The organism is Acinetobacter sp. G18 (assembly GCF_052660225.1).
The window spans coordinates 3,856,793-3,876,911 of the sequence record NZ_CP109658.1 but is presented as its reverse complement, the minus strand read 5'-3'; the positions used below and the strand labels follow the sequence as shown (position 1 = coordinate 3,876,911).

Annotated in this window: 16 protein-coding genes, 2 tRNA genes, 1 rRNA gene and 2 pseudogenes; 11 read left to right on the top strand and 10 right to left on the bottom strand. The window is 37.8% G+C overall.

The annotated features are described in order from the left end of the window. Nucleotides 1-7: 7 nt before the first annotated feature. Nucleotides 8-1,381, bottom strand: a complete 1,374-nt coding sequence (gene mpl / locus NE363_RS18335; RefSeq protein WP_100191594.1) for a UDP-N-acetylmuramate:L-alanyl-gamma-D-glutamyl-meso-diaminopimelate ligase — start codon at nt 1,379-1,381, stop codon at nt 8-10. A gap of 241 nt (nt 1,382-1,622) precedes the next feature. Between mpl and NE363_RS18330 the strand changes: the two genes are divergently transcribed. Then, nucleotides 1,623-1,985, top strand: coding sequence for a DMT family protein (locus tag NE363_RS18330; RefSeq protein WP_004711246.1), 363 nt, complete (start codon nt 1,623-1,625; stop codon nt 1,983-1,985). A 59-nt stretch (nt 1,986-2,044) separates the two neighbouring features. Here NE363_RS18330 and NE363_RS18325 read toward each other — a convergent pair whose 3' ends face one another. Then, nucleotides 2,045-2,503, bottom strand: a complete 459-nt coding sequence (locus NE363_RS18325; protein ID WP_445535587.1) for a hypothetical protein — start codon at nt 2,501-2,503, stop codon at nt 2,045-2,047. A gap of 228 nt (nt 2,504-2,731) precedes the next feature. On the opposite strand from NE363_RS18325, the gene purE reads away from it, so the two are divergent. The 3 genes from purE to NE363_RS18310 all read left to right on the top strand — a co-directional run bounded on the left by purE (nt 2,732) and on the right by NE363_RS18310 (nt 6,328). Next, nucleotides 2,732-3,247, top strand: a complete 516-nt coding sequence (gene purE / locus NE363_RS18320; protein WP_311070317.1) for a 5-(carboxyamino)imidazole ribonucleotide mutase — start codon at nt 2,732-2,734, stop codon at nt 3,245-3,247. Nucleotides 3,248-3,256: 9 nt separating this feature from the next. Beyond that, nucleotides 3,257-4,378 carry a 5-(carboxyamino)imidazole ribonucleotide synthase gene (locus NE363_RS18315; protein ID WP_445535586.1) on the top strand — a complete coding sequence of 374 codons (1,122 nt, stop codon included), beginning with the start codon at nt 3,257-3,259 and terminating at the stop codon, nt 4,376-4,378. A gap of 651 nt (nt 4,379-5,029) precedes the next feature. Further along, complete coding sequence (locus tag NE363_RS18310; protein WP_445535585.1) at nt 5,030-6,328, top strand: lytic murein transglycosylase; 1,299 nt, start codon at nt 5,030-5,032, stop codon at nt 6,326-6,328. A gap of 63 nt (nt 6,329-6,391) precedes the next feature. On the opposite strand, the gene NE363_RS18305 is transcribed toward NE363_RS18310, so the two are convergent. The 7 genes and pseudogenes from NE363_RS18305 to NE363_RS18275 all read right to left on the bottom strand — a co-directional run bounded on the left by NE363_RS18305 (nt 6,392) and on the right by NE363_RS18275 (nt 13,694). Continuing rightward, the gene (locus NE363_RS18305; RefSeq protein WP_445535584.1) at nt 6,392-6,766 is read right to left on the bottom strand and encodes a hypothetical protein; all 375 of its coding nucleotides are present in this window, start codon (nt 6,764-6,766) and stop codon (nt 6,392-6,394) included. Nucleotides 6,767-6,867: 101 nt separating this feature from the next. Beyond that, nucleotides 6,868-7,876 (bottom strand): annotated as a pseudogene (locus tag NE363_RS18300) (M57 family metalloprotease). Nucleotides 7,877-7,958: 82 nt separating this feature from the next. Further along, nucleotides 7,959-8,876: a matrixin family metalloprotease gene (locus NE363_RS18295; RefSeq protein WP_445535583.1), complete on the bottom strand. Its 918-nt coding sequence runs from the start codon at nt 8,874-8,876 to the stop codon at nt 7,959-7,961. 329 nt (nt 8,877-9,205) lie between these two features. Next, nucleotides 9,206-9,649, bottom strand: coding sequence for a hypothetical protein (locus NE363_RS18290; protein ID WP_445535582.1), 444 nt, complete (start codon nt 9,647-9,649; stop codon nt 9,206-9,208). Between the two features lie 340 nt (nt 9,650-9,989). Further along, complete coding sequence (gene dnaK, locus NE363_RS18285; RefSeq protein ID WP_049065422.1) at nt 9,990-11,930, bottom strand: molecular chaperone DnaK; 1,941 nt, start codon at nt 11,928-11,930, stop codon at nt 9,990-9,992. A 152-nt stretch (nt 11,931-12,082) separates the two neighbouring features. Beyond that, entirely contained in the window at nt 12,083-12,637 is a 555-nt protein-coding gene (gene grpE, locus NE363_RS18280) for a nucleotide exchange factor GrpE (RefSeq protein WP_039250138.1), read from the bottom strand. A gap of 128 nt (nt 12,638-12,765) precedes the next feature. Beyond that, nucleotides 12,766-13,694, bottom strand: a pseudogene (locus tag NE363_RS18275) (LysR family transcriptional regulator). A 107-nt stretch (nt 13,695-13,801) separates the two neighbouring features. Between NE363_RS18275 and NE363_RS18270 the strand changes: the two are divergent. Both NE363_RS18270 and NE363_RS18265 read left to right on the top strand, forming a co-directional pair. Then, nucleotides 13,802-14,668, top strand: a complete 867-nt coding sequence (locus NE363_RS18270) for an MBL fold metallo-hydrolase (RefSeq protein ID WP_134263582.1) — start codon at nt 13,802-13,804, stop codon at nt 14,666-14,668. A 392-nt stretch (nt 14,669-15,060) separates the two neighbouring features. After that, on the top strand, nt 15,061-15,291 hold the full coding sequence (locus tag NE363_RS18265) for a hypothetical protein (protein ID WP_004706148.1): 231 nt from the start codon (nt 15,061-15,063) through the stop codon (nt 15,289-15,291). 170 nt (nt 15,292-15,461) lie between these two features. On the opposite strand, the gene NE363_RS18260 is transcribed toward NE363_RS18265, so the two are convergent. Further along, nucleotides 15,462-15,788 (bottom strand): hypothetical protein, encoded by a 327-nt coding sequence (locus NE363_RS18260; RefSeq protein WP_019456661.1) that lies wholly within the window; start codon nt 15,786-15,788, stop codon nt 15,462-15,464. Nucleotides 15,789-15,998: 210 nt separating this feature from the next. Between NE363_RS18260 and NE363_RS18255 the strand changes: the two genes are divergently transcribed. The 5 genes from NE363_RS18255 to NE363_RS18235 all read left to right on the top strand — a co-directional run bounded on the left by NE363_RS18255 (nt 15,999) and on the right by NE363_RS18235 (nt 19,964). Then, nucleotides 15,999-17,069, top strand: coding sequence for an alpha/beta hydrolase (locus NE363_RS18255; protein WP_445535581.1), 1,071 nt, complete (start codon nt 15,999-16,001; stop codon nt 17,067-17,069). Between the two features lie 145 nt (nt 17,070-17,214). Continuing rightward, a complete protein-coding gene (locus tag NE363_RS18250) occupies nt 17,215-17,778 on the top strand; it encodes a peptidylprolyl isomerase (protein WP_445535580.1) in 564 nt (187 codons plus the stop codon). A 385-nt stretch (nt 17,779-18,163) separates the two neighbouring features. Then, nucleotides 18,164-19,697: ribosomal RNA gene (locus NE363_RS18245) — 16S ribosomal RNA — on the top strand. Nucleotides 19,698-19,756: 59 nt separating this feature from the next. Further along, a tRNA-Ile gene (locus NE363_RS18240) sits at nt 19,757-19,833 on the top strand. Between the two features lie 55 nt (nt 19,834-19,888). After that, nucleotides 19,889-19,964, top strand: a tRNA-Ala gene (locus NE363_RS18235). The last annotated feature ends 155 nt before the right edge of the window (nt 19,965-20,119 follow it).

Genomic DNA, 20,119 nt, shown 5'->3' with positions numbered 1-20,119 from the left:
GAGAAAGTTAAGCAGCTTTTGCTTTTAATGCGCTTATAAGTTTTTGATGTAAGCCACCAAAGCCGCCATTAGACATAATCACAACAGCATCGCCCTCACCTGCTTCATTAACAATACGGTTAATAATTTCATCAAGTGAACGGCTGACTTGAGCGCGGTTTGAAGCAGCTTCAATCACTGGTTGTAAATCCCAGTCTAAACCTTCTGGCTGATACCAGATAACGTCATCTGCTAAGCGTGCTGAATGCGCCAAGCCATCTTTATGGCTACCCATACGCATTGTATTTGAACGCGGTTCAATAATAGCCCATAAACGGCGTTCGCCTAGGCGTTTACGTGCGCCATCCAAAGTCGTGTCAATCGCTGTTGGGTGGTGAGCAAAGTCATCATAAACCTCAATACCATTCACGGTACCGAGTAACTCCATACGGCGTTTCACACCGCCAAAGTTAGATAAAGCTTCACAAGCTGTTTCAAGTGCAACGCCCACATGTTGAGCGGCTGCAATGGTTGCCAAAGCATTCGCTACGCTATGTTGCCCTGTCATGCTCCATTTCACTTCACCAACGGCATTGCCATTTTCGAGTACTTTAAAATGGCTACCATCAATTGAAATTAATTCAGCAGATAAAGCAGCTTTTTCATTCGCTTCTAAACTTGTACGAATCACTGGCGTCCAGCAACCCATTTCAAGCACTTCATCAATATGAGTTTCAGTAATTGGCGCAATAATACGGCCTTCACTTGGAATGGTACGAACAAGATGATGGAATTGCTTTTGAATCGCTGCTAAGTCATCAAAAATATCGGCATGGTCAAATTCAAGGTTATTTAAAATCGCCGTTTTTGGATGATAATGAACAAACTTAGAACGTTTATCAAAGAAAGCTGAGTCATATTCATCAGCTTCAACGCAGAAGTATTTTCCACCGCCTAAACGAGCGCTTTCACTAAAACCAAGTGGAACACCACCAATTAAAAAGCCTGGATTTAAACCAGCCTGATCAAGTACCCAAGCTAGCATTGTGGTAGTCGTGGTTTTACCATGAGTACCCGCTACACCAAGTACATGTTTACCTTGTAAAACGTGATCTGCAAGGAACTGTGGACCAGAAATATATGGCAGGCCTTCGTTCAGCATGTATTCCACGGCATCAATACCACGTTTCATGGCGTTGCCGACAATAACCAAATCTGGATGAGGCTGTAAATGGCTACGGTCATAGCCTTGCATGAGTTCAATACCTGCGTTTTCTAACTGGGTAGACATTGGCGGGTAAACGTTTGAATCGGAACCTGTTACCTTATGTCCTAAATCACGAGCTAAAAGTGCTAAAGAGCCCATAAAAGTGCCACAAATACCCAAGATATGCAGATGCATTGCTCGCCTTCTCCACTGCTTTTGTACACAGTATAAATATGATTTACTGTGGTTTCATTATTGATAAATTTGCCAGCAACGATAGCAAGGCTCAACTGGAAAAGATAGTCAAAATTCGTTGTTGTTCTATGTGTTTGAGATGCCTATAAACGGACAGCTTTATTTTTTAGATTTAAGCTGAATTACAGTTTTATCTTTTATAATATTTTTGATCCATATTAATACTTAAATCATCGTAATGATGAAGGATGTGCCTTTGAGCCCAACGGTTTTAGCTTTTGTGCTATTAATTATTTCGAACTGTTTTATGACACTTGCATGGTATGGGCATCTTAAGTTTTTGCACCATGCCCCATTCTGGCAAGCGATTTTATTCGGTTGGATTATTGCCCTACTGGAATATAGTTTTATGATTCCAGCAACTCGAATCTTGAGTGATCAAAACTGGACCTTGGGTGAAATGAAAATTACCCAAGAAGTGGTTACGCTTATTGTATTTGTGCCATTTATGGTGTTGCTGTTTAAGCAGCCGTTTAAATTAGACTATGTTTGGGCCATGTTATGCCTGTTTGGCTGCGTCTATTTTGTATTTAGAAGCCAGTAATCAGCAATAGCTTGTATTGAATAACTGACTTTACAAGCTATTACTTTTCAAATACCTGATTATTTAGCAGAATATTTACACGCTTTTTTTAGAATTTTAGAAAATTGTTTATCTCTTGGCGTTGGGTCTTCATAGTCAAAAGCATAATTACTATCTAATGTAGTTGTACTCAAAGCGCCGTCCGGTTCAAAATTAGACATGGCAAAACCATAGGTCTGATCGTCACAGTAAATACGATATTCGGTAATTGAATATACATTTCCTACCTCAGTTGCACCAAGATAATAACCAGTCATCAGAACTGGCTCTCTCTCATCAGTAGCAGATTTTCCAGTGACAATAAATTTCTCTTGTACCTTACCAGTTAATGCTCCACTTTTGATTTCTCCGTTATAACCCTTTTCTTTATTTAAAGTTTTAATGGTTTTTTGAAATTCGCTGATATTTAAATTTACTAAGGCCGCGTAACTCGTTGTTGTGCAAAGTGTGAGTGTTAAGACTCCAAGAAATTTTTTCATTATTAAGCTCTTATGAATTTGATTAAGCGCGTTATATTAATAAAATTTGAGAATGTGTCACTGTTAAAGCATGACATTTTTTTATGAGATTAAAAATATTTACAGAGCTGGTGAGTTAAATTTTCGTGAGATGAAAAATCAGTCTATAATAATGGGCTTCCGAACTATTTAAAACTTGGCTCTCGTCGAGATTTATCTTCTTTTACTTTTGTCTTTGGAACATTAGCAATGAATGCGGCCGCAGCACAAGACGCTCAACCTCTCGTTGGAATTATTATGGGTTCTCAATCTGATTGGGCAACTCTCGAAAACACTGCCAATATGCTTAAACAGCTTGGTGTCCCATTTGAAGCGGAAGTGGTATCTGCTCACCGTACGCCAGACCGTTTATTTGAATATGCAGAAACTGCGCGTGATCGCGGTATTCAAGTGATTATTGCTGGTGCTGGTGGTGCTGCGCACTTACCAGGTATGTGTGCTGCAAAAACTGACTTACCTGTGTTGGGTGTACCAGTTAAATCATCAATTTTAAATGGCGTAGATTCATTGCTTTCAATCGTACAAATGCCAGCAGGTATCGCAGTCGGTACTTTGGCAATTGGTCCGGCTGGTGCGACTAATGCTGCGATTATGGCTGCTCAAATCTTAGGTTTAACTCGTCCTGAAATCGCAAAAAATGTTGCTGATTTCCGTGCTGCACAAACTGATAAAGTTGCAAGCAACAACATTCCGGGACAAGTTTAAGAGGCTGAAATGGATAAAACTATCGGTATTTTTGGTGGTGGACAACTGGGCCGTATGATGGCGCAAGCAGCTTTACCATTAAATATTCAATGTACTTTTTTTGAAGCAAATACAGATTGTCCCGCAGGTGTTTTAGGTCAAGTTTTTTCTAGCCAAGATGAACAAGGTTTAAAGCAGTTTATTGAAAGTGCTGATGTTTTCAGCCTTGAGTTTGAAAACACACCTGTTGCCGATGTAGATGTTTTAACTCAAACCAAAACATTGCACCCTCCCCGTATTGCTTTAGCAACTGCGCAAAATCGTTTATCAGAAAAAGCATTGTTTGATGAACTTGCGATTCCTGTTGCGCCGTATCGTGCTGTAGATAGCTTAGAAAGCTTGAAAAAAGCTGTTGCTGAACTTGGTTTGCCGATTGTACTTAAGACAGCAACTGGCGGATATGATGGCAAAGGTCAGTTTGTACTTCGTTCAGAAGACCAAATTGATACTGCTTGGTTTGAACTTGGCCCTGCAAAAAGCTTAGTTGCTGAAAGTTTTGTGAAATTTTCTCGCGAAGTGTCAATTATTGCAGTACGCGGCCAAAATGGTGAAGTAAAAACTTGGCCATTGGCTGAAAATCATCATCACAACGGTATTTTGTCGCACTCAATCGTGCCTGCACCGAACAGTGAAGCTCTACAACCAGTTGCTCAAGACTACATTACGCGTTTGTTGAATCATCTCAACTACGTTGGCGTGTTGACTCTAGAGCTATTCATGACAGAACAAGGCTTATGTGCAAATGAGATGGCACCACGTGTGCATAACTCAGGCCACTGGTCAATTGAAGGCGCCGTATGTTCGCAGTTTGAAAATCATGTTCGAGCTGTTGCAGGGTTACCATTAGGTTCAACAGACGTTGTTCGACCAACGGTTATGATCAATATTATTGGTCAGCATCCTAAAACTGAAGATGTTTTAGCACTACATGGCGCTCATCTGCACCTTTATAACAAATCAGAACGTGCTGGCCGTAAGTTGGGTCACATTACGTTAATGCCTGTGGATAGTAATGAATTGACGAATTTATGTCGTCAATTAGCGAAAATTTTGCCAGAACCACTCGCATTAACAGCTGATATGACTATTTAATTAAGTTAAAATTTCTAAAAAGCGATCTTCGGATCGCTTTTTTGTCTTTTAAATTTAAAAAATCTAATCTTGTTCTGTTGTGGATAACTTTTATTAAGCTTTTTGAATTTAAAAAATGAAACAAGGTGTTTTGGTGGTTTTGAATTTAAAATAAGTTATCCCCAGCACCCGAAGTTTGAATTTAAATCTAGTAGATCGGCTTATGTTTGTTTTGAATTTAAAAAGATGCATGTTATCTCGGTGGTGTTTTGAATTCAAAACTATATCTAACTTTTAAATTTAAAATATCTCTCTGAGTGGTGAAGGGGTTGTAACATATAAAGATGATGAAGAGCATAGCTAATATAGGGGTTGAGGCAGTTTAGAGCTGTGGTTTTATAAGTTATCCACAGATGGATTGGGCTTATATTTTTAAATTTAAAGAGGCATTTTGAATTTAAACTACAGGAGGGATTTTTGAATTTAAAAACCAATTAATCTTGTGTAAGAAGTTTTAAATTCAAAACTAGATGTAAAATTTGAATTTAAAACTCTGGAAATGAATTTAAAGAATTAATTATGAATTCAAATTTACGATTTCTCTCTGAAAATTTTGAGTCCATAATGGTATGGTAAAGACAAATTTAAATTTAAAAATTGAACTAGGATAATATGCGACGTTTTTCTTGTATTGTTGGGTCTATATTTTTGACAATGACTCAGGCTCAAGCAGAGCTGATAATTAATGGTTCTACTTCTACAATATCTAGTAATGCGACTGTTCCTGTAACGAATAGCAATACTTACACGCCTAATAATGATTTTCAGAGTTGTTTGGCAAATTTACGTTCGCAAGCGATTGCTGCAGGTGTTTCAGGTAGCACTTATGACCGCTATACACAAAATTTAACGCCAGACTACTCAGTAATTGATAAGTTAAATTATCAGCCAGAATTTTCGACACCGATTTGGGACTATTTATCTGGTCTTGTAGATGAAGAGCGTGTTGAGCTTGGTAAACAAAAATTAGCGCAATATCGAGATATTTTAAATCGTGCATCTCAAACTTATGGCGTACCGCCAGAAACAATTGTGGCGGTGTGGGGTGTTGAAAGTAATTTTGGGGATATTTCTGGAAAATATCCTTTATTGCAAGCACTTGGAACTTTAAGTTGTGAAGGGCGCCGACAAAGTTATTTCCGTACAGAATTTTTTGCCACTATGCGTATTTTACAACGTGGTGATTTAACCGAAGATCAGCTTAAAGGCTCATGGGCTGGCGCATTCGGTCATACACAGTTTATGCCATCAACTTATGAACGCTTAGCTGTTGATTTTGATGGTGATGGTCGTCGTGACTTAGTGTCTAGTACAGCAGATGCATTGGCATCAACAGCTAATTTCTTGAATAAAGCTGGTTGGCAAACGGGTATGCCATGGGGCTTTGAAGTCAAAATCCCAGCAGGTATGTCAATTGATGGAGAAGGGCGTCGCTCTAAAAAATCATTGAGTAGCTGGAATGCGCGTGGAGTAACCCAAATTGATGGTACACCTTTAATTCAAGGTGCGTTGTCTGATAATACGCCTGCTGGTTTAATGGCACCAGCAGGAGCAAATGGCCCAATCTTTTTAGTATTTAAAAACTTTGATGCTATTTATAGTTATAACGCAGCAGAAAGTTATGGACTTGCGATTGCACATTTATCTGATCGTTTGAAAGGTGGTAAACCATTCGTTGCTTCTTGGCCAACAGATGACCCTGGTACTTCACGAGCAGAACGTCGAGAAATTCAGCAGTTTTTGATTAATCGTGGTTATGATATTGGTGCTGTGGATGGCTTAATTGGTGATAAAACTCGCGTTGCTATCCGTCAGGAACAAACTCGTTTAGGTTTAAATCCAAATGGACGGGCAGGGCAACAGATTTTACGTGCATTTCGCCAAGAGCAAGCTCGAAAAATGATGCAGTAATAACGATACCAAATAAAAAGGTCTGCATATGCAGACCTTTTTATTTGGCAGTTAAACTATGAATTAATCTAGCTTTACAGCTTCCAAAATGTCCAAAATAACTGAAGTGACATCTTGGCTTAAATCACGATCATTGAAGATTTCATAACCAGTAATAGTGACATCAGTGTCACTTGGCAACTGCTTTTGTTCTTCTTCGATTAAATGCTCGATAGGGAGTAAGGTTTGCTTAACTTCAAGATGTAAAATATCTTTATATTCAATATTTTCATCTTCAAGCTCAATTTCTTGCTCGTTAAAGTAAGGCAACAAAATAGAATGAAGGTACGGTTTAAGTTCAATAATATCAAATAGTTCGATATCTCGAGTTTGTTCAATCGTACTAATGTGGTCATTTACTTCAATCAGGATATGATAATAACTCATCTTGATCTCCATTCTATTTTAGTCAGCTCTTACAACCACAATAACATGACTTTGACATGAATTTCGATGTATCTACTTATAAAATAGATACATCATTGATGTTTCATATCTAATTATTGAGGTAAAGCGTTTAGTAGATCACGATCAGCGTCAGTTAAAGCATTAGTTTTTTTATCACTGTCTTTGCGAACTGAGTACATTAAGGCACCCGGTTGATCGCTATGTTTCAAACCAAGCGCATGGCCTAACTCATGAGCAATCGTTAAACGTAAATCATCAATAGAGCTATATTCATAGATTGTGATTTGTTTACCGTTATAAATGCCTTTCTTAAATACATCAGCTTGTGCATTTTGCTTAAACTGATTTAAAGATTGATTGAACTTATCATTAATCTGGTTAAAGTGATTAACCTTTTTATTTAAGTCTGCAGCTTGTTGATTATAAGCAGCAATATCTTTCTTTAAAGCAACAGTCTGTTTCTGTAAATCTTTCTGAGTTTTACCAAGCGATTTTGCTGTGTATTCAGGTGCTAATTTACCTTGATTAAACTGCATCATTTGTTGATCAAAATTTTTCAACTTCTCATTTAAGATCTGTTTTTTGTTTTCAAGATCAGATTGAGTTTGACTTAAATTTTGCTTCAACTGCTTAATTTGCTGCTGTTCATCAATGATACGTTGTTGATCTTGTTTAAACTGAGCAGAAATTTTTTGACGCTGTTCTGAACGATTTTTGCTATCGTCATATACAAGACGAATTTCTAACTTTGCATTTGGGTCATAAGTAAAGTAATTTTTACCTGTTCCTTCTTTCCAAATATCAGCAGCTTGCTGAGTAATCTCAAGCAATTGATCTTGACTTAAACCAAAACGAGGATCAACTTCAGCAATTCTATATGTCAAATGTTGAGCATTTTTTTGCTGAACTTGAGTATTTGCAGAAGTAGCCAAGTGAGCATTGGCCTGAAAATTAGAAAAAGCAAAGGCTACGCCTAGTAACAAAGATGTTAAACGCATAATTGATGGGGGAGATTTAAAAAAAACGTATTATAAGAATATAAAGTGAAAAATCAATCAAAAAATGTACAATTTGAATAAATAAATGAGACTTTAGTCTCATTATTTTTTACCCTTTGAAAAAATCATTTATTAGTGAAACTTGATTAATTTATATTTTATTTAGTTTATTTAACTGGTTAGCTTTAATAGTTTTCACTATTTGATTTATAAAAGGAGCCTAATAAATTTAGATCGGAATCTGTTAATTTGAAGTTGTGAATATCTTGCTCTTTTAAACGAGGAAACATTAGAGACTTTGGGTCGGTTGTATGTTTTAGACCTAATGCATGTCCAAACTCATGAGCAAGGGTTAGGCGTAAATCATCGAATGAACTAAAACCATAAATCTGAATTTGATTATGACTGAATAAACCTTTATGGAAGGGTTGAATACTAGTTTTCTGCTCTAGTTTGAATTGTGTTTTTAAAGCGCTTAAGTCACTTTGCTCTCGATTTAGCTCTTTAATTTTTAAGTTAAGTGCTTGAATCTTAATATTTAGACTATTGGATTCATTTCGTAAATTTTCCGATTTTTGCTCTAGTTGTTTTTGCCATTCTTTTAAATTATTGGCACTAGAGTACTGCTGTTCTCCTTGATTAAAGCACGTTACCTCTTGTTGATATTGTTCAAACTCCGCTTTTAGATTGGCCTTTTTCTTGTTCAAATCAGTTGATAGTTGAGCAACCTCTTGTTTATTTGAAATAATTTCTTCATTTTTAATGCGCCAAGCTTCCTGCTTTTGCAAAAGTGCATCCAAATTGTTTTGCTGTTCATCTTTAACCAGTTGATGATCATCATAGATTAAGTTAATTGACAATTGAGCCTGTGAATCATAAATAAAATAGGTCTTCCCAGTTTCTTTTTGCCAGATTTCAGCAGCTTGCTGACTTACCTCGACTAATTGTTCTTTAGTGAGTTGAAATCGCGGATCAATAAAAGCAATTCGGTATTTTAAAGGCTGATGAGATGAATTAATTGGCAGATTGCTTTGAGCAAAAAGTCTTGTTTGTAAGCCCATACATAAGCATAAGCTCAATCCCCACCATAGAAATTTTTTCATGGCAAAATAAAAAATATAAATAAATCTTATTGTTAGCTACTTAATTTAATTCGTCAAAATGATAAAAATCTCAATAGATTAGGTGAGTTTTGTGATATTGGTCGAAAAATTAAAAAAGATGTTCTCAGACTTGGCAATAATCAAATAATTAATGTAGTAAATAACAGTGGTTTTTTTACAAAAAAATATTATTTAAAATTAAATATTTAGTTTTTATCATTGATCTTTCTGACAGAAATATTTGAATAATATCATTAAAACACTTATTGTTACTTTTTGTAAACAATAAAAAACTGCGCCTAAGCGCAGTTTTTTATTAAAGAAACAAATTATTTTTTGTCATCTTTAACTTCAGTGAAATCAGCATCTTTTTTAAATAAAGGTTGGTAGAGGCTAGGTACAACTAAAATGCCCCAAATTAGTGTAGAGAGAATATTGCCTAGCTCATAAAAAATAGCACTTAGACCAGACATTAATGTCCAATAGTAACTCGGTAATAAATAAATGAGTAAAATTGGGAAAAAAGTATAAATATATAGTTTCCTCGCCCATTCTTTGAATAGAAGCAAACCAATGAATATGATCAAAAAAATAATTGAAAGAAGACAAGTAATGGCTAATTCCCAGTTTTGGGGATCTATTGATAACGTCTCATTGATTGAGATAAACGTTTCATCATAGGCATCAAATGTTGCACTAAAAATGGCGAAGAGTAGAGAAAAAATAAGCATTAATCTAAATTTGGTTTTTGTGATAATTGGTTCGATTTTCATTTTTATAGCGTGATATTTTAATGTTTTAGATTATATATAATATTGTATCTGTATCAAATTGATATAGTCTGATTGACTAAAGTTGAATGTACATAATCCTAGCAATTACTTGTCAACAATGTATACAGCTGCAGTAGTTAAGATACTGAAATAAAATGATTACCGATAAATAAAATGTGAAGGAAGTTACACGCCGAAAATACTTACTTGAAGCATCTCATTCAGCATGGAGTACGATTTCATCATCTGAGGCAAAATTTAAAAATCCAATACTTGAGAATAACAGGATTTATCTTAAAAAAAACCGCGCTTTCGCGCGGTCTTTTTTTAAAGAGACAAATTATTTTTTGTCGTCTTTTACTTCTGTAAACTCAGCATCTACAACGCCATCATCAGCTTTTTGTTGACCAGCATCACCACCTTGGAATGCATTAGGATCAAAACCTTCAGCACCACCAGCTTGTTGCGCTTGTTCATAAGCACGTTGAGTGATCGGCATCAAGATGTTTTGTAAAGCTTCAGTTTTTGCTTTGATCGCTTCAACATCATTTTCTTTAGTTGCTGCTTCAAGTTCAGAAACCGCTGTGCTTACCGCTGTTTTTTCATCTTCAGTCACTTTGTCACCAAGATCTTTAACAGCTTTGTTCGAGCTTGAAATTAATGCATCAGCTTCGTTACGAGCTTTTGCAAGTTCTTCAAACTTACGATCTTCTTCAGCATTCGCTTCAGCATCTCTAATCATCGCTTCGATTTCAGCATCAGACAATCCTGAGTTTGCTTTAATCTGAATCGATTGCTCTTTACCAGTGCTCTTATCTTTCGCAGATACTTTCAATATACCGTCAGCGTTGATGTCAAACGATACTTCAATTTGCGGCACACCACGTGGAGCAGGTGGGATATCGCCTAATTGGAAGTTACCCAACAATTTGTTTTGTTGAGCCATTTTACGTTCACCTTGGTAAACCGAAATATCTACAGCTGGTTGGTTATCAGCAGCAGTAGAGAACACTTGTGATTTCTTCGCAGGAATCGTCGTGTTTTTCTCAATGATTGGTGTTAATACACCACCCATTGTTTCAATACCTAAAGTTAATGGTGTTACATCAAGAAGCAATACGTCATTCTTGTCACCAGACAATACAGCACCTTGAATTGCAGCACCGATTGCAACTGCTTCGTCAGGGTTCACGTCTTTACGTGGCTCTTTACCAAAGAATTCTTGTACTTTTTGTTGTACAAGTGGCATACGAGACTGACCACCAACCAAGATTACGTCAGAGATGTCAGAAGTCGAAAGACCAGCATCTTTAAGAGCAATACGGCAAGGTTCAATTGTACGAGCAACTAAGTCAGCAACTAAACCTTCAAGTTTTGCACGAGTTACGTTGATCACTAAGTGTTTAGGGCCAGTCGCATCAGCCGTGATGTATGGAAGGTTGATTTCAGTTGCATTAGATGAAGAAAGCTCGATTTTTGCTTTTTCAGCAGCTTCTTTCAAACGTTGTAACGCAAGTGGATCATTTTTCAAGTTCACACTTTGTTCTTTCTTGAATTCTTCAACCAAGTATTCAATTAATGCGTTATCAAAGTCTTCACCACCAAGGAAAGTATCACCGTTAGTTGATAACACTTCGATTTGTTGGTCGCCATCAAGGTCTGCGATTTCAATGATAGATACGTCAAAAGTACCACCACCTAGGTCGTAAACTGCAACTTTACGGTCGCCTTCTTTTTTGTCCATACCGAACGCAAGTGCAGCAGCAGTTGGTTCGTTAATGATACGTTTAACATCTAAACCAGCAATTTTACCTGCATCTTTAGTTGCTTGACGTTGAGCATCGTTAAAGTAAGCAGGAACAGTAATAACTGCTTCTGTAACTGTTTCACCTAAATAATCTTCTGCAGTTTTCTTCATCTTTTTCAAGATTTCAGCAGAGATTTGTTGAGGTGCTAGTTTTTTATCGTTTACTTCAACCCAAGCATCACCATTGTCTGCTTTGATGATTTTATACGGTACAAGACCAATGTCTTTTTGTACTGCTTGATCTTCATAACGACGACCAATTAAACGCTTGATCGCGAATAATGTATTTTTAGGGTTTGTTACTGCCTGACGCTTAGCGCTTTGACCAACTAAGATCTCGCCATCTTTATAAGCAATGATCGATGGAGTTGTACGTGCGCCTTCAGCGTTTTCGATTACTTTTACTTTATCGCCTTCAAGTACAGCAACACATGAGTTGGTAGTACCTAAGTCAATACCAATAATTTTTGCCATTTGGTGTGTTCCTCTAAAATTCTGTTGCAATGTTTTGCTTGTTATTCGATATGAGAGTCAATCGGTTTTTTTCAAGCATTTTTATGAAAAAAAATCAAAAAACTCTCAAATTCTTGTGCTTTTAGCAAAGCGATGCTTCGCTTTTGTTCGTTTTATTGACCAACCATAACCATAGCAGGGCGCAACAAACGACCATTTAAGGTATAGCCTTTTTGTAAAACGGTACCGATTTCATTGGCTTTGGCATTTGGATCAATACCAACAGCTTGATGTAAATCTGCGTTGAAACCATTTTGAGTATCAGCTTCTACAACGCCAAATTTCTCAAGAGTTGTTAATAGTGACTTCAAGGTTAGCTTAATACCTTCAAGTACTGGTGTTTCTTCACCACCGGCAGCCTGAATTGCACGTTCTAAATTGTCGACAGAGTCCAACAATTCTTTTGCAAATTTTTCAAGCACAGTTTCTTTATGCTTCTCAGACTCACGTTGAATACGCTCTACACTTTTTTGTGCTTCATAAACTGCATTTGCTGTACGAGCTTTTTCCAGCTTAAGATTTTCTTCTAGTTTAGTGATTTGCGCTTGTAAAGATTCAACGGTAACGTCGTTTGCTTGCTCTACACCTTCAGCTTGAGTTTGCTCGTTAGATTGCTCAGCTTGCTCATTTTGAATGTCTTGAGCTTGCTCATTTTGCTCATTAGCCATTGATGATCTCCGTTTAAATGGGTTTTTAAACATGTACAGTCCTTTTTGGCATCAGTATTTACTGTGTAAAACCTGAACTGCCATGCATATGCTGTAATTCATTAATAGGGATGAAGTATGGGCATTGCCTAAAAATTCAAGCGTACACGGCAATTTAAAGCTTTTAATTTTGCGGTTTTAAGTAAAAATCTAAATTTTCGATCATAAAAGCAATAAATTCTTGAGTAATTCGAGGTAAATGTTGTCTAGAGGCATACACGATCGACAAGCTTAGCTCAGGAGCCATAAAATTTTTAAATAAAGCGGTTAGGCGTTTTTCTTTTAAATCTTTTTCAACTAATAATGACGGTAACATAGCGACTCCCTGTGCATGTAAACACATATCGTAAAGCGCATTTACATCATTACTTTTAAAAGTCACATTCAAAGGATAGTTCTGAGGTTGTTGTTCATTATCAAACAGTGTCCAGTATTGGTGCTGACTATGATGAGCAATACATTCATGCTGAATCAGCTGACGAGGATGGAGCAGGGGACTGTGTTGTTTTAAATAATCTGGATGAGCACAGAAAACGGACTCGATCTGACAAACTGGTCGTGCAATTAAACCATCGGCTACCTTTTGGGTAATACGTAACGCTAAATCCACTTGTGCATCTATAAGATCCATAGTGTTTTCAGTCAAATAAACATCGAAATTAATATGCGGATGCTGACGTTTAAATTGGCGAATACATTCTGCTACTCCAAGTTCAAACAAAAATAAACCGCATGTAAAACGGATTGTACCGTTATGTTGCTCAGGCGCTGCGAGCTCTTGTAAAAGTTGTTGTTGTTGTAAAATATTTTCACAGTAGAGCAGAGCTTTCTCACCTGCGGGAGTGAGGGATATTTTTCGGGTATTTCTCTGAAAAAGTCGAGTTGAGAATGTATGTTCAAGGTGCTCAAGATAACGTGAAACCATGGCGCGAGAATAATTAAGATGTTCTGCGGCTTTGGTCAAATTGCCATGTTGTGCAATAGAAACAAAGACCTGAATCGCTTTTAAAGTATCCATATGTCTAGCTATTATTACAATATATGCAACAGTTTATCTTAAATTAGTGCGTTTATCTTACATAAATTGCAATTTAAAGTGTTCTTCATGAAACAGGAGAATACCTAATGAAATTATTTAAATTAACCGCTTCTGCGCTTACTACTGCAACGGCATTAACTATGGCTCAGTCAGCTTTTGCTCAAGACCTAAAAATCCAGAGTTTTCTGGCTAAACCCGAACATTTTGGCGTGACATCTACTTTAATTGAAGGCGATAAAGAAGTTCTATTGGTTAATGCGCAATTCTCAAAATCTGAAGCATTGCGCATTGCCGCAAATATTTTAGATAGCGGTAAGGCGTTAAAAACAATTTTTGTAAGCTATGGCGACCCAGACTATTACTTTGGTTTAGATGTATTTAAACAGTATTTCCCGAATGTACAGATTATTGCCACTCCAGAAACAGTAAAGCATATTCAAGATACTCAAGCGCTTAAAGTTAAATATTGGGGACCACAAATGGGTGCAAATGCACCTAGCCAAATTATTGTGCCTCAAGCTTATACAGCTAAAACTTTAAAACTTGAAAATGAATCAATCGAAATTAAAGGTAAAAAAGAACTTACCTATTTATGGGTACCGTCTGCAAAAGCAGTAGTGGGGGGAATCCCTGTGTCTTCAGGCATTCATTTATGGATGGCCGATACTCCTAAAACTAAAGATCGTGCGGAAGTTATTCAATCCTTAGAAAGTATCAAAGCCCTTCAGCCTAAAATTGTTGTGCCTGCGCATATGGTTGAGGGAGCTCCACAAGGTCTCGATGCGGTTAATTTCTCGATTAACTATTTAAATAGTTATGAAAAGGCAGCTAAAGCAACTAAAAACTCTGCTGAGTTGAGCAAAGTTATGCAAAAGCAATATCCAACTCTTCAAAGTGTTGATAGCTTAGAGTTAGGGGCTAAAGTTGTAAAAGGTGAAATGCAGTGGCCATAATTTAATGTTTAAGCCATATTCACTTTCAAAAAAAGTCGCGATCATTCGCGGCTTTTTTATGAGTAAACCACTTTTAAGGGTAAAAAAGCTCTGTAACAGTCTACGTACCTTATATAGCGTTTCTATAAATGGAAAAATTTTAAATATAAGGGCTCAGCAGAATAAAAAGAAAAAATTGATAAAATTAAACAAACGTTTATCTATGGTTTAATTTATAAAATAGATTGGTCAGATTAAAAAATTGAATTTAATAAAAAATTGCAGAATTTGTACTTCTATTACTAGAAAAGACAACCAATGATACGCACGCCAGAAAAAAAAATTGTGAATTATAGGCAGCGCGAAGATGAACTTTGCATTTAAACGTTTGTCGTAATGAAAGGAAAGTGATTATGAAAAAATTAGGTCTTATCTCTGTAGTGCTTGCTGGTGTCGCTTTTACAGCTGTTGGTTGTGCATCTGAAGCCGGTTTAAACGCATCAGGTTCTGCTCAAACAAGTGCTAGCCCATCTGGGGTACAAGCAGGTGCTGGTATTGATGCAGGTGTTTCTGGTCAAGCACAACCAGGTCAAGTAGATGCTGGTGCTTCTGGTTCAGTTTCAGGCTCTGCAACTGCTCAGTAATTTGCTGCTAAAAATAAGAGATATGAGTTTATAGAACATATATGTTCAAGATGCCAATACATATATGAAATGAGCTGCTACTCATTTTTCTATAGATTAGAGAGAATTTATATTCCTCAAAAAAGCCCCAAAAGACTTATTTCTTTGGGGCTTTTTATATAGTAGTAAGTTTAGTCATCATGACGATAATCTCGGCGATCATGATCTCGATCTTCTACCCGTTTTTTATCCCAGTCACGGTGTCTTTTATCCCATTCACGACGATCTTTTTCTTGTTCACGAATATCTTTACGTTGTTGTTCGTATACTCGTTGACGCTCTTCCCAACGCTTCCGTTCCCAATCATTATATCGACGTTGATCATCACGATCATAGCGGCGATCATGGTCATGATAAACGTATCCGCCACCACGATAATAAGGATCATCTGGGTAAGCAACACAGCCTACAGTTAAAAGACTGGTTGCTAACATAGTAACAACTAGTTTTGCTGACATAGCGGTACCTCTTTTTGTCTGTTAACAATAATTGGCAAAAAAGTCCTGTTTTAATCGACAGATTTGTTAATGACATTTGCTATAAATCAGATTAGCGTAGATTGGTTTTTACCTTTGTATCTTGATTGCATGAGTTGTATGCGAATATAGTCAAACAACAAAGAATTCTGTAGAAAATATGAAGGATAAGAGGGATTCAAGGAGACAGGCATGACAGCATTTAATCAAAAAATTCAAACATTGCTAGATAAAGGGCAAGGCCCTGCTGCTCGAGCACTCGATAGGTTGCCTCGACTAGCCCAAGAGTCTCTTGCGAAAATTTTAGGATATTCTTATCAGTATCCAGATCTCGATTCATTTACTAAATGCATGATGGCTGTGCAAATTAAACAGGGGAAAGAGGGCTTTATTGGCTCTGACCCCATTCAATCAAGAAGAATGTTTGATGCACAAATGCAGGCTATACGCCAAAAACCAACTTATATTAATTCAGTAGAGGATATTCGCCTACCACTACAAAGCGGGACAATCTTTGCCAGACATTATCATCCTGCTCCTAACAAGAAATTGCCATTAATCGTGTTTTATCACGGAGGTGGTTTTGTCGTAGGTGGTTTAGATACCCATGATGAGGTTTGTCGTTTATTAGCTAAATATGCAAAAGTACAGGTACTCAGTATCGACTATCCTCTTGCTCCAGAAGTTTCACCACAACATTTAATTCAGTCATGTGAAGATGCATTAGCATGGGTTTATCAAAACCGCAGACAATTAAAAATTTTAAAAAATAGAATAGCGGTCGCAGGGGACAGTGCTGGTGGAAATATTAGTACTGTTGTAGCGCAAAGATCAGTAAATAAAGCTTATGCTCCGCAAGCACAATTACTTATTTATCCAACAGTGGATTTCAAAAGCAGACATCCTTCTTTTTATGCTTATAACGAAGGGTTGGTTTTAACAAATACCGATATTGATTACGTCACACAATATTATGCAACTCAGCATAATGTAGAACTTGACGATCCAATTATTTCACCTACCTATGGCAATCTAAAGAAAAATCCACCAGCTTTTGTGATTACAGCTGGACATGATGTCTTACATGACGAAGCAAAAATATATAGTCATAAGTTAAGACAAAATGGCGTGAAAATGCATTACGAAGAATTTCCAGAACAGACTCATGGTTTTATTAATCTGACACCAATTTCTAGAAAAGCGAAACGCTATACTATCGAAATTAGTAAAAACTTTAGAAAATTCTGGGATAAAAATAGTTAAACAAACACAATAATCCATGTTTCACGTGGAACATGGATTACTTAGAAAATAGAATTAAAATTCTTAATAAATACTCACTAGAATTCTTTGCTGTAGACGATTAGATTTAATGATTATCTTTTTATAAATTTTATTGTAGGAAAATATGAAAAAGCTATTGATGTTGTTTTGTCTAGGTCTAAGTAGTCACTCAGTATGGGCTAATAGCTTAGTTGAGATGCAAACAAATTTAGGCAACATCGAAATAGAGTTATATGATGACAAAGCACCGATTAGTGTGAATAACTTTAAAAGCTATATAAAGTCTGGTTTCTATAAAGAGACAATCTTTCATCGTGTGATTCCAGGTTTCATGGCACAAGGTGGTGGCATGACTGCAAATATGCAGGAAAAGACAACACGAGCGCCTATTAAGAATGAAGCAGGAAATGGTATTGCAAATACGCGTGGTACTTTAGCCATGGCTCGTACATCAGATCCAGATTCAGCTACTAGCCAGTTTTTTATAAATGTTGCAGATAATAAATTTCTTAACCGTTCACCGGGAAATCCTGGGTATGCCGTTTTTGGTAAAGTGATAAAAGGAATGGATGTAGTTGATCGTATTGTTCAGGTTCCTACATCAAACTATGGCATGCATCAAAACGTGCCAAAACAGCCTATAAAAATTGTAGATATAAAGATCAAAACATCGAAAAAAATAAATTAATGATATAAATCAAATATTTAATAATTTTATAAACTTTATTTGAGTGAAAAAGAACCGGTCGAGCACTGATATTTATAAAAGTGCTTGCGTACCGGTTTTTTTTCCCTATAATGCACTCATCCCGACGCGATACACGAGAATATCTTAGCTTACAGGGTTGAGATAAAAGCTTAGTATTGTGTCGATTCTGTCTCTGACGAAGAGCAGAAAAATCATTAAGAGAATTGAAGAACAACTTGTGTGGATTTTTACTGATTGATTAATCGAAATAATTTTCATTGATTGATTGGTTTAAATTACTCGAAGTTTATTTGAGCGAAATTTAAGTCAGTAATTGATGAGCCAGAATTGGTACCTTGTCTTTAAATAAGGTACAAAATGATTTTAACTGAAGAGTTTGATCATGGCTCAGATTGAACGCTGGCGGCAGGCTTAACACATGCAAGTCGAGCGGAGAGAGGTAGCTTGCTACTGATCTTAGCGGCGGACGGGTGAGTAATGCTTAGGAATCTGCCTATTAGTGGGGGACAACATCTCGAAAGGGATGCTAATACCGCATACGTCCTACGGGAGAAAGCAGGGGATCTTCGGACCTTGCGCTAATAGATGAGCCTAAGTCGGATTAGCTAGTTGGTGGGGTAAAGGCCTACCAAGGCGACGATCTGTAGCGGGTCTGAGAGGATGATCCGCCACACTGGGACTGAGACACGGCCCAGACTCCTACGGGAGGCAGCAGTGGGGAATATTGGACAATGGGGGGAACCCTGATCCAGCCATGCCGCGTGTGTGAAGAAGGCCTTATGGTTGTAAAGCACTTTAAGCGAGGAGGAGGCTACTTTGGTTAATACCTAGAGATAGTGGACGTTACTCGCAGAATAAGCACCGGCTAACTCTGTGCCAGCAGCCGCGGTAATACAGAGGGTGCAAGCGTTAATCGGATTTACTGGGCGTAAAGCGCGCGTAGGCGGCTAATTAAGTCAAATGTGAAATCCCCGAGCTTAACTTGGGAATTGCATTCGATACTGGTTAGCTAGAGTGTGGGAGAGGATGGTAGAATTCCAGGTGTAGCGGTGAAATGCGTAGAGATCTGGAGGAATACCGATGGCGAAGGCAGCCATCTGGCCTAACACTGACGCTGAGGTGCGAAAGCATGGGGAGCAAACAGGATTAGATACCCTGGTAGTCCATGCCGTAAACGATGTCTACTAGCCGTTGGGGCCTTTGAGGCTTTAGTGGCGCAGCTAACGCGATAAGTAGACCGCCTGGGGAGTACGGTCGCAAGACTAAAACTCAAATGAATTGACGTACGCACAAGCGGTGGAGCATGTGGTTTAATTCGATGCAACGCGAAGAACCTTACCTGGCCTTGACATAGTAAGAACTTTCCAGAGATGGATTGGTGCCTTCGGGAACTTACATACAGGTGCTGCATGGCTGTCGTCAGCTCGTGTCGTGAGATGTTGGGTTAAGTCCCGCAACGAGCGCAACCCTTTTCCTTATTTGCCAGCGAGTAATGTCGGGAACTTTAAGGATACTGCCAGTGACAAACTGGAGGAAGGCGGGGACGACGTCAAGTCATCATGGCCCTTACGGCCAGGGCTACACACGTGCTACAATGGTCGGTACAAAGGGTTGCTACACAGCGATGTGATGCTAATCTCAAAAAGCCGATCGTAGTCCGGATTGGAGTCTGCAACTCGACTCCATGAAGTCGGAATCGCTAGTAATCGCGGATCAGAATGCCGCGGTGAATACGTTCCCGGGCCTTGTACACACCGCCCGTCACACCATGGGAGTTTGTTGCACCAGAAGTAGCTAGCCTAACTGCAAAGAGGGCGGTTACCACGGTGTGGCCGATGACTGGGGTGAAGTCGTAACAAGGTAGCCGTAGGGGAACCTGCGGCTGGATCACCTCCTTAACGAAAGATTGACGATTGGTAAGAATCCACAACAAGTTGTTCTTCATAGATGTATCTGAGGGTCTGTAGCTCAGTTGGTTAGAGCACACGCTTGATAAGCGTGGGGTCACAAGTTCAAGTCTTGTCAGACCCACCATGACTTTGACTGGTTGAAGTTATAGATAAAAGATACATAACTGATGATGTAAGCTGGGGACTTAGCTTAGTTGGTAGAGCGCCTGCTTTGCACGCAGGAGGTCAGGAGTTCGACTCTCCTAGTCTCCACCAGAACTTAAGATAAGTTCGGATTACAGAAATTAGTAAATAGAGATTTCGGTCTTGGTTTATTAACTTCTGTGATTTAAGTATCACGGTATTAAGCATGACCTGACGAAGGCGTGTTTATTCATTAACAGATTGGCAAAATTGAGTCTGAAATAAAT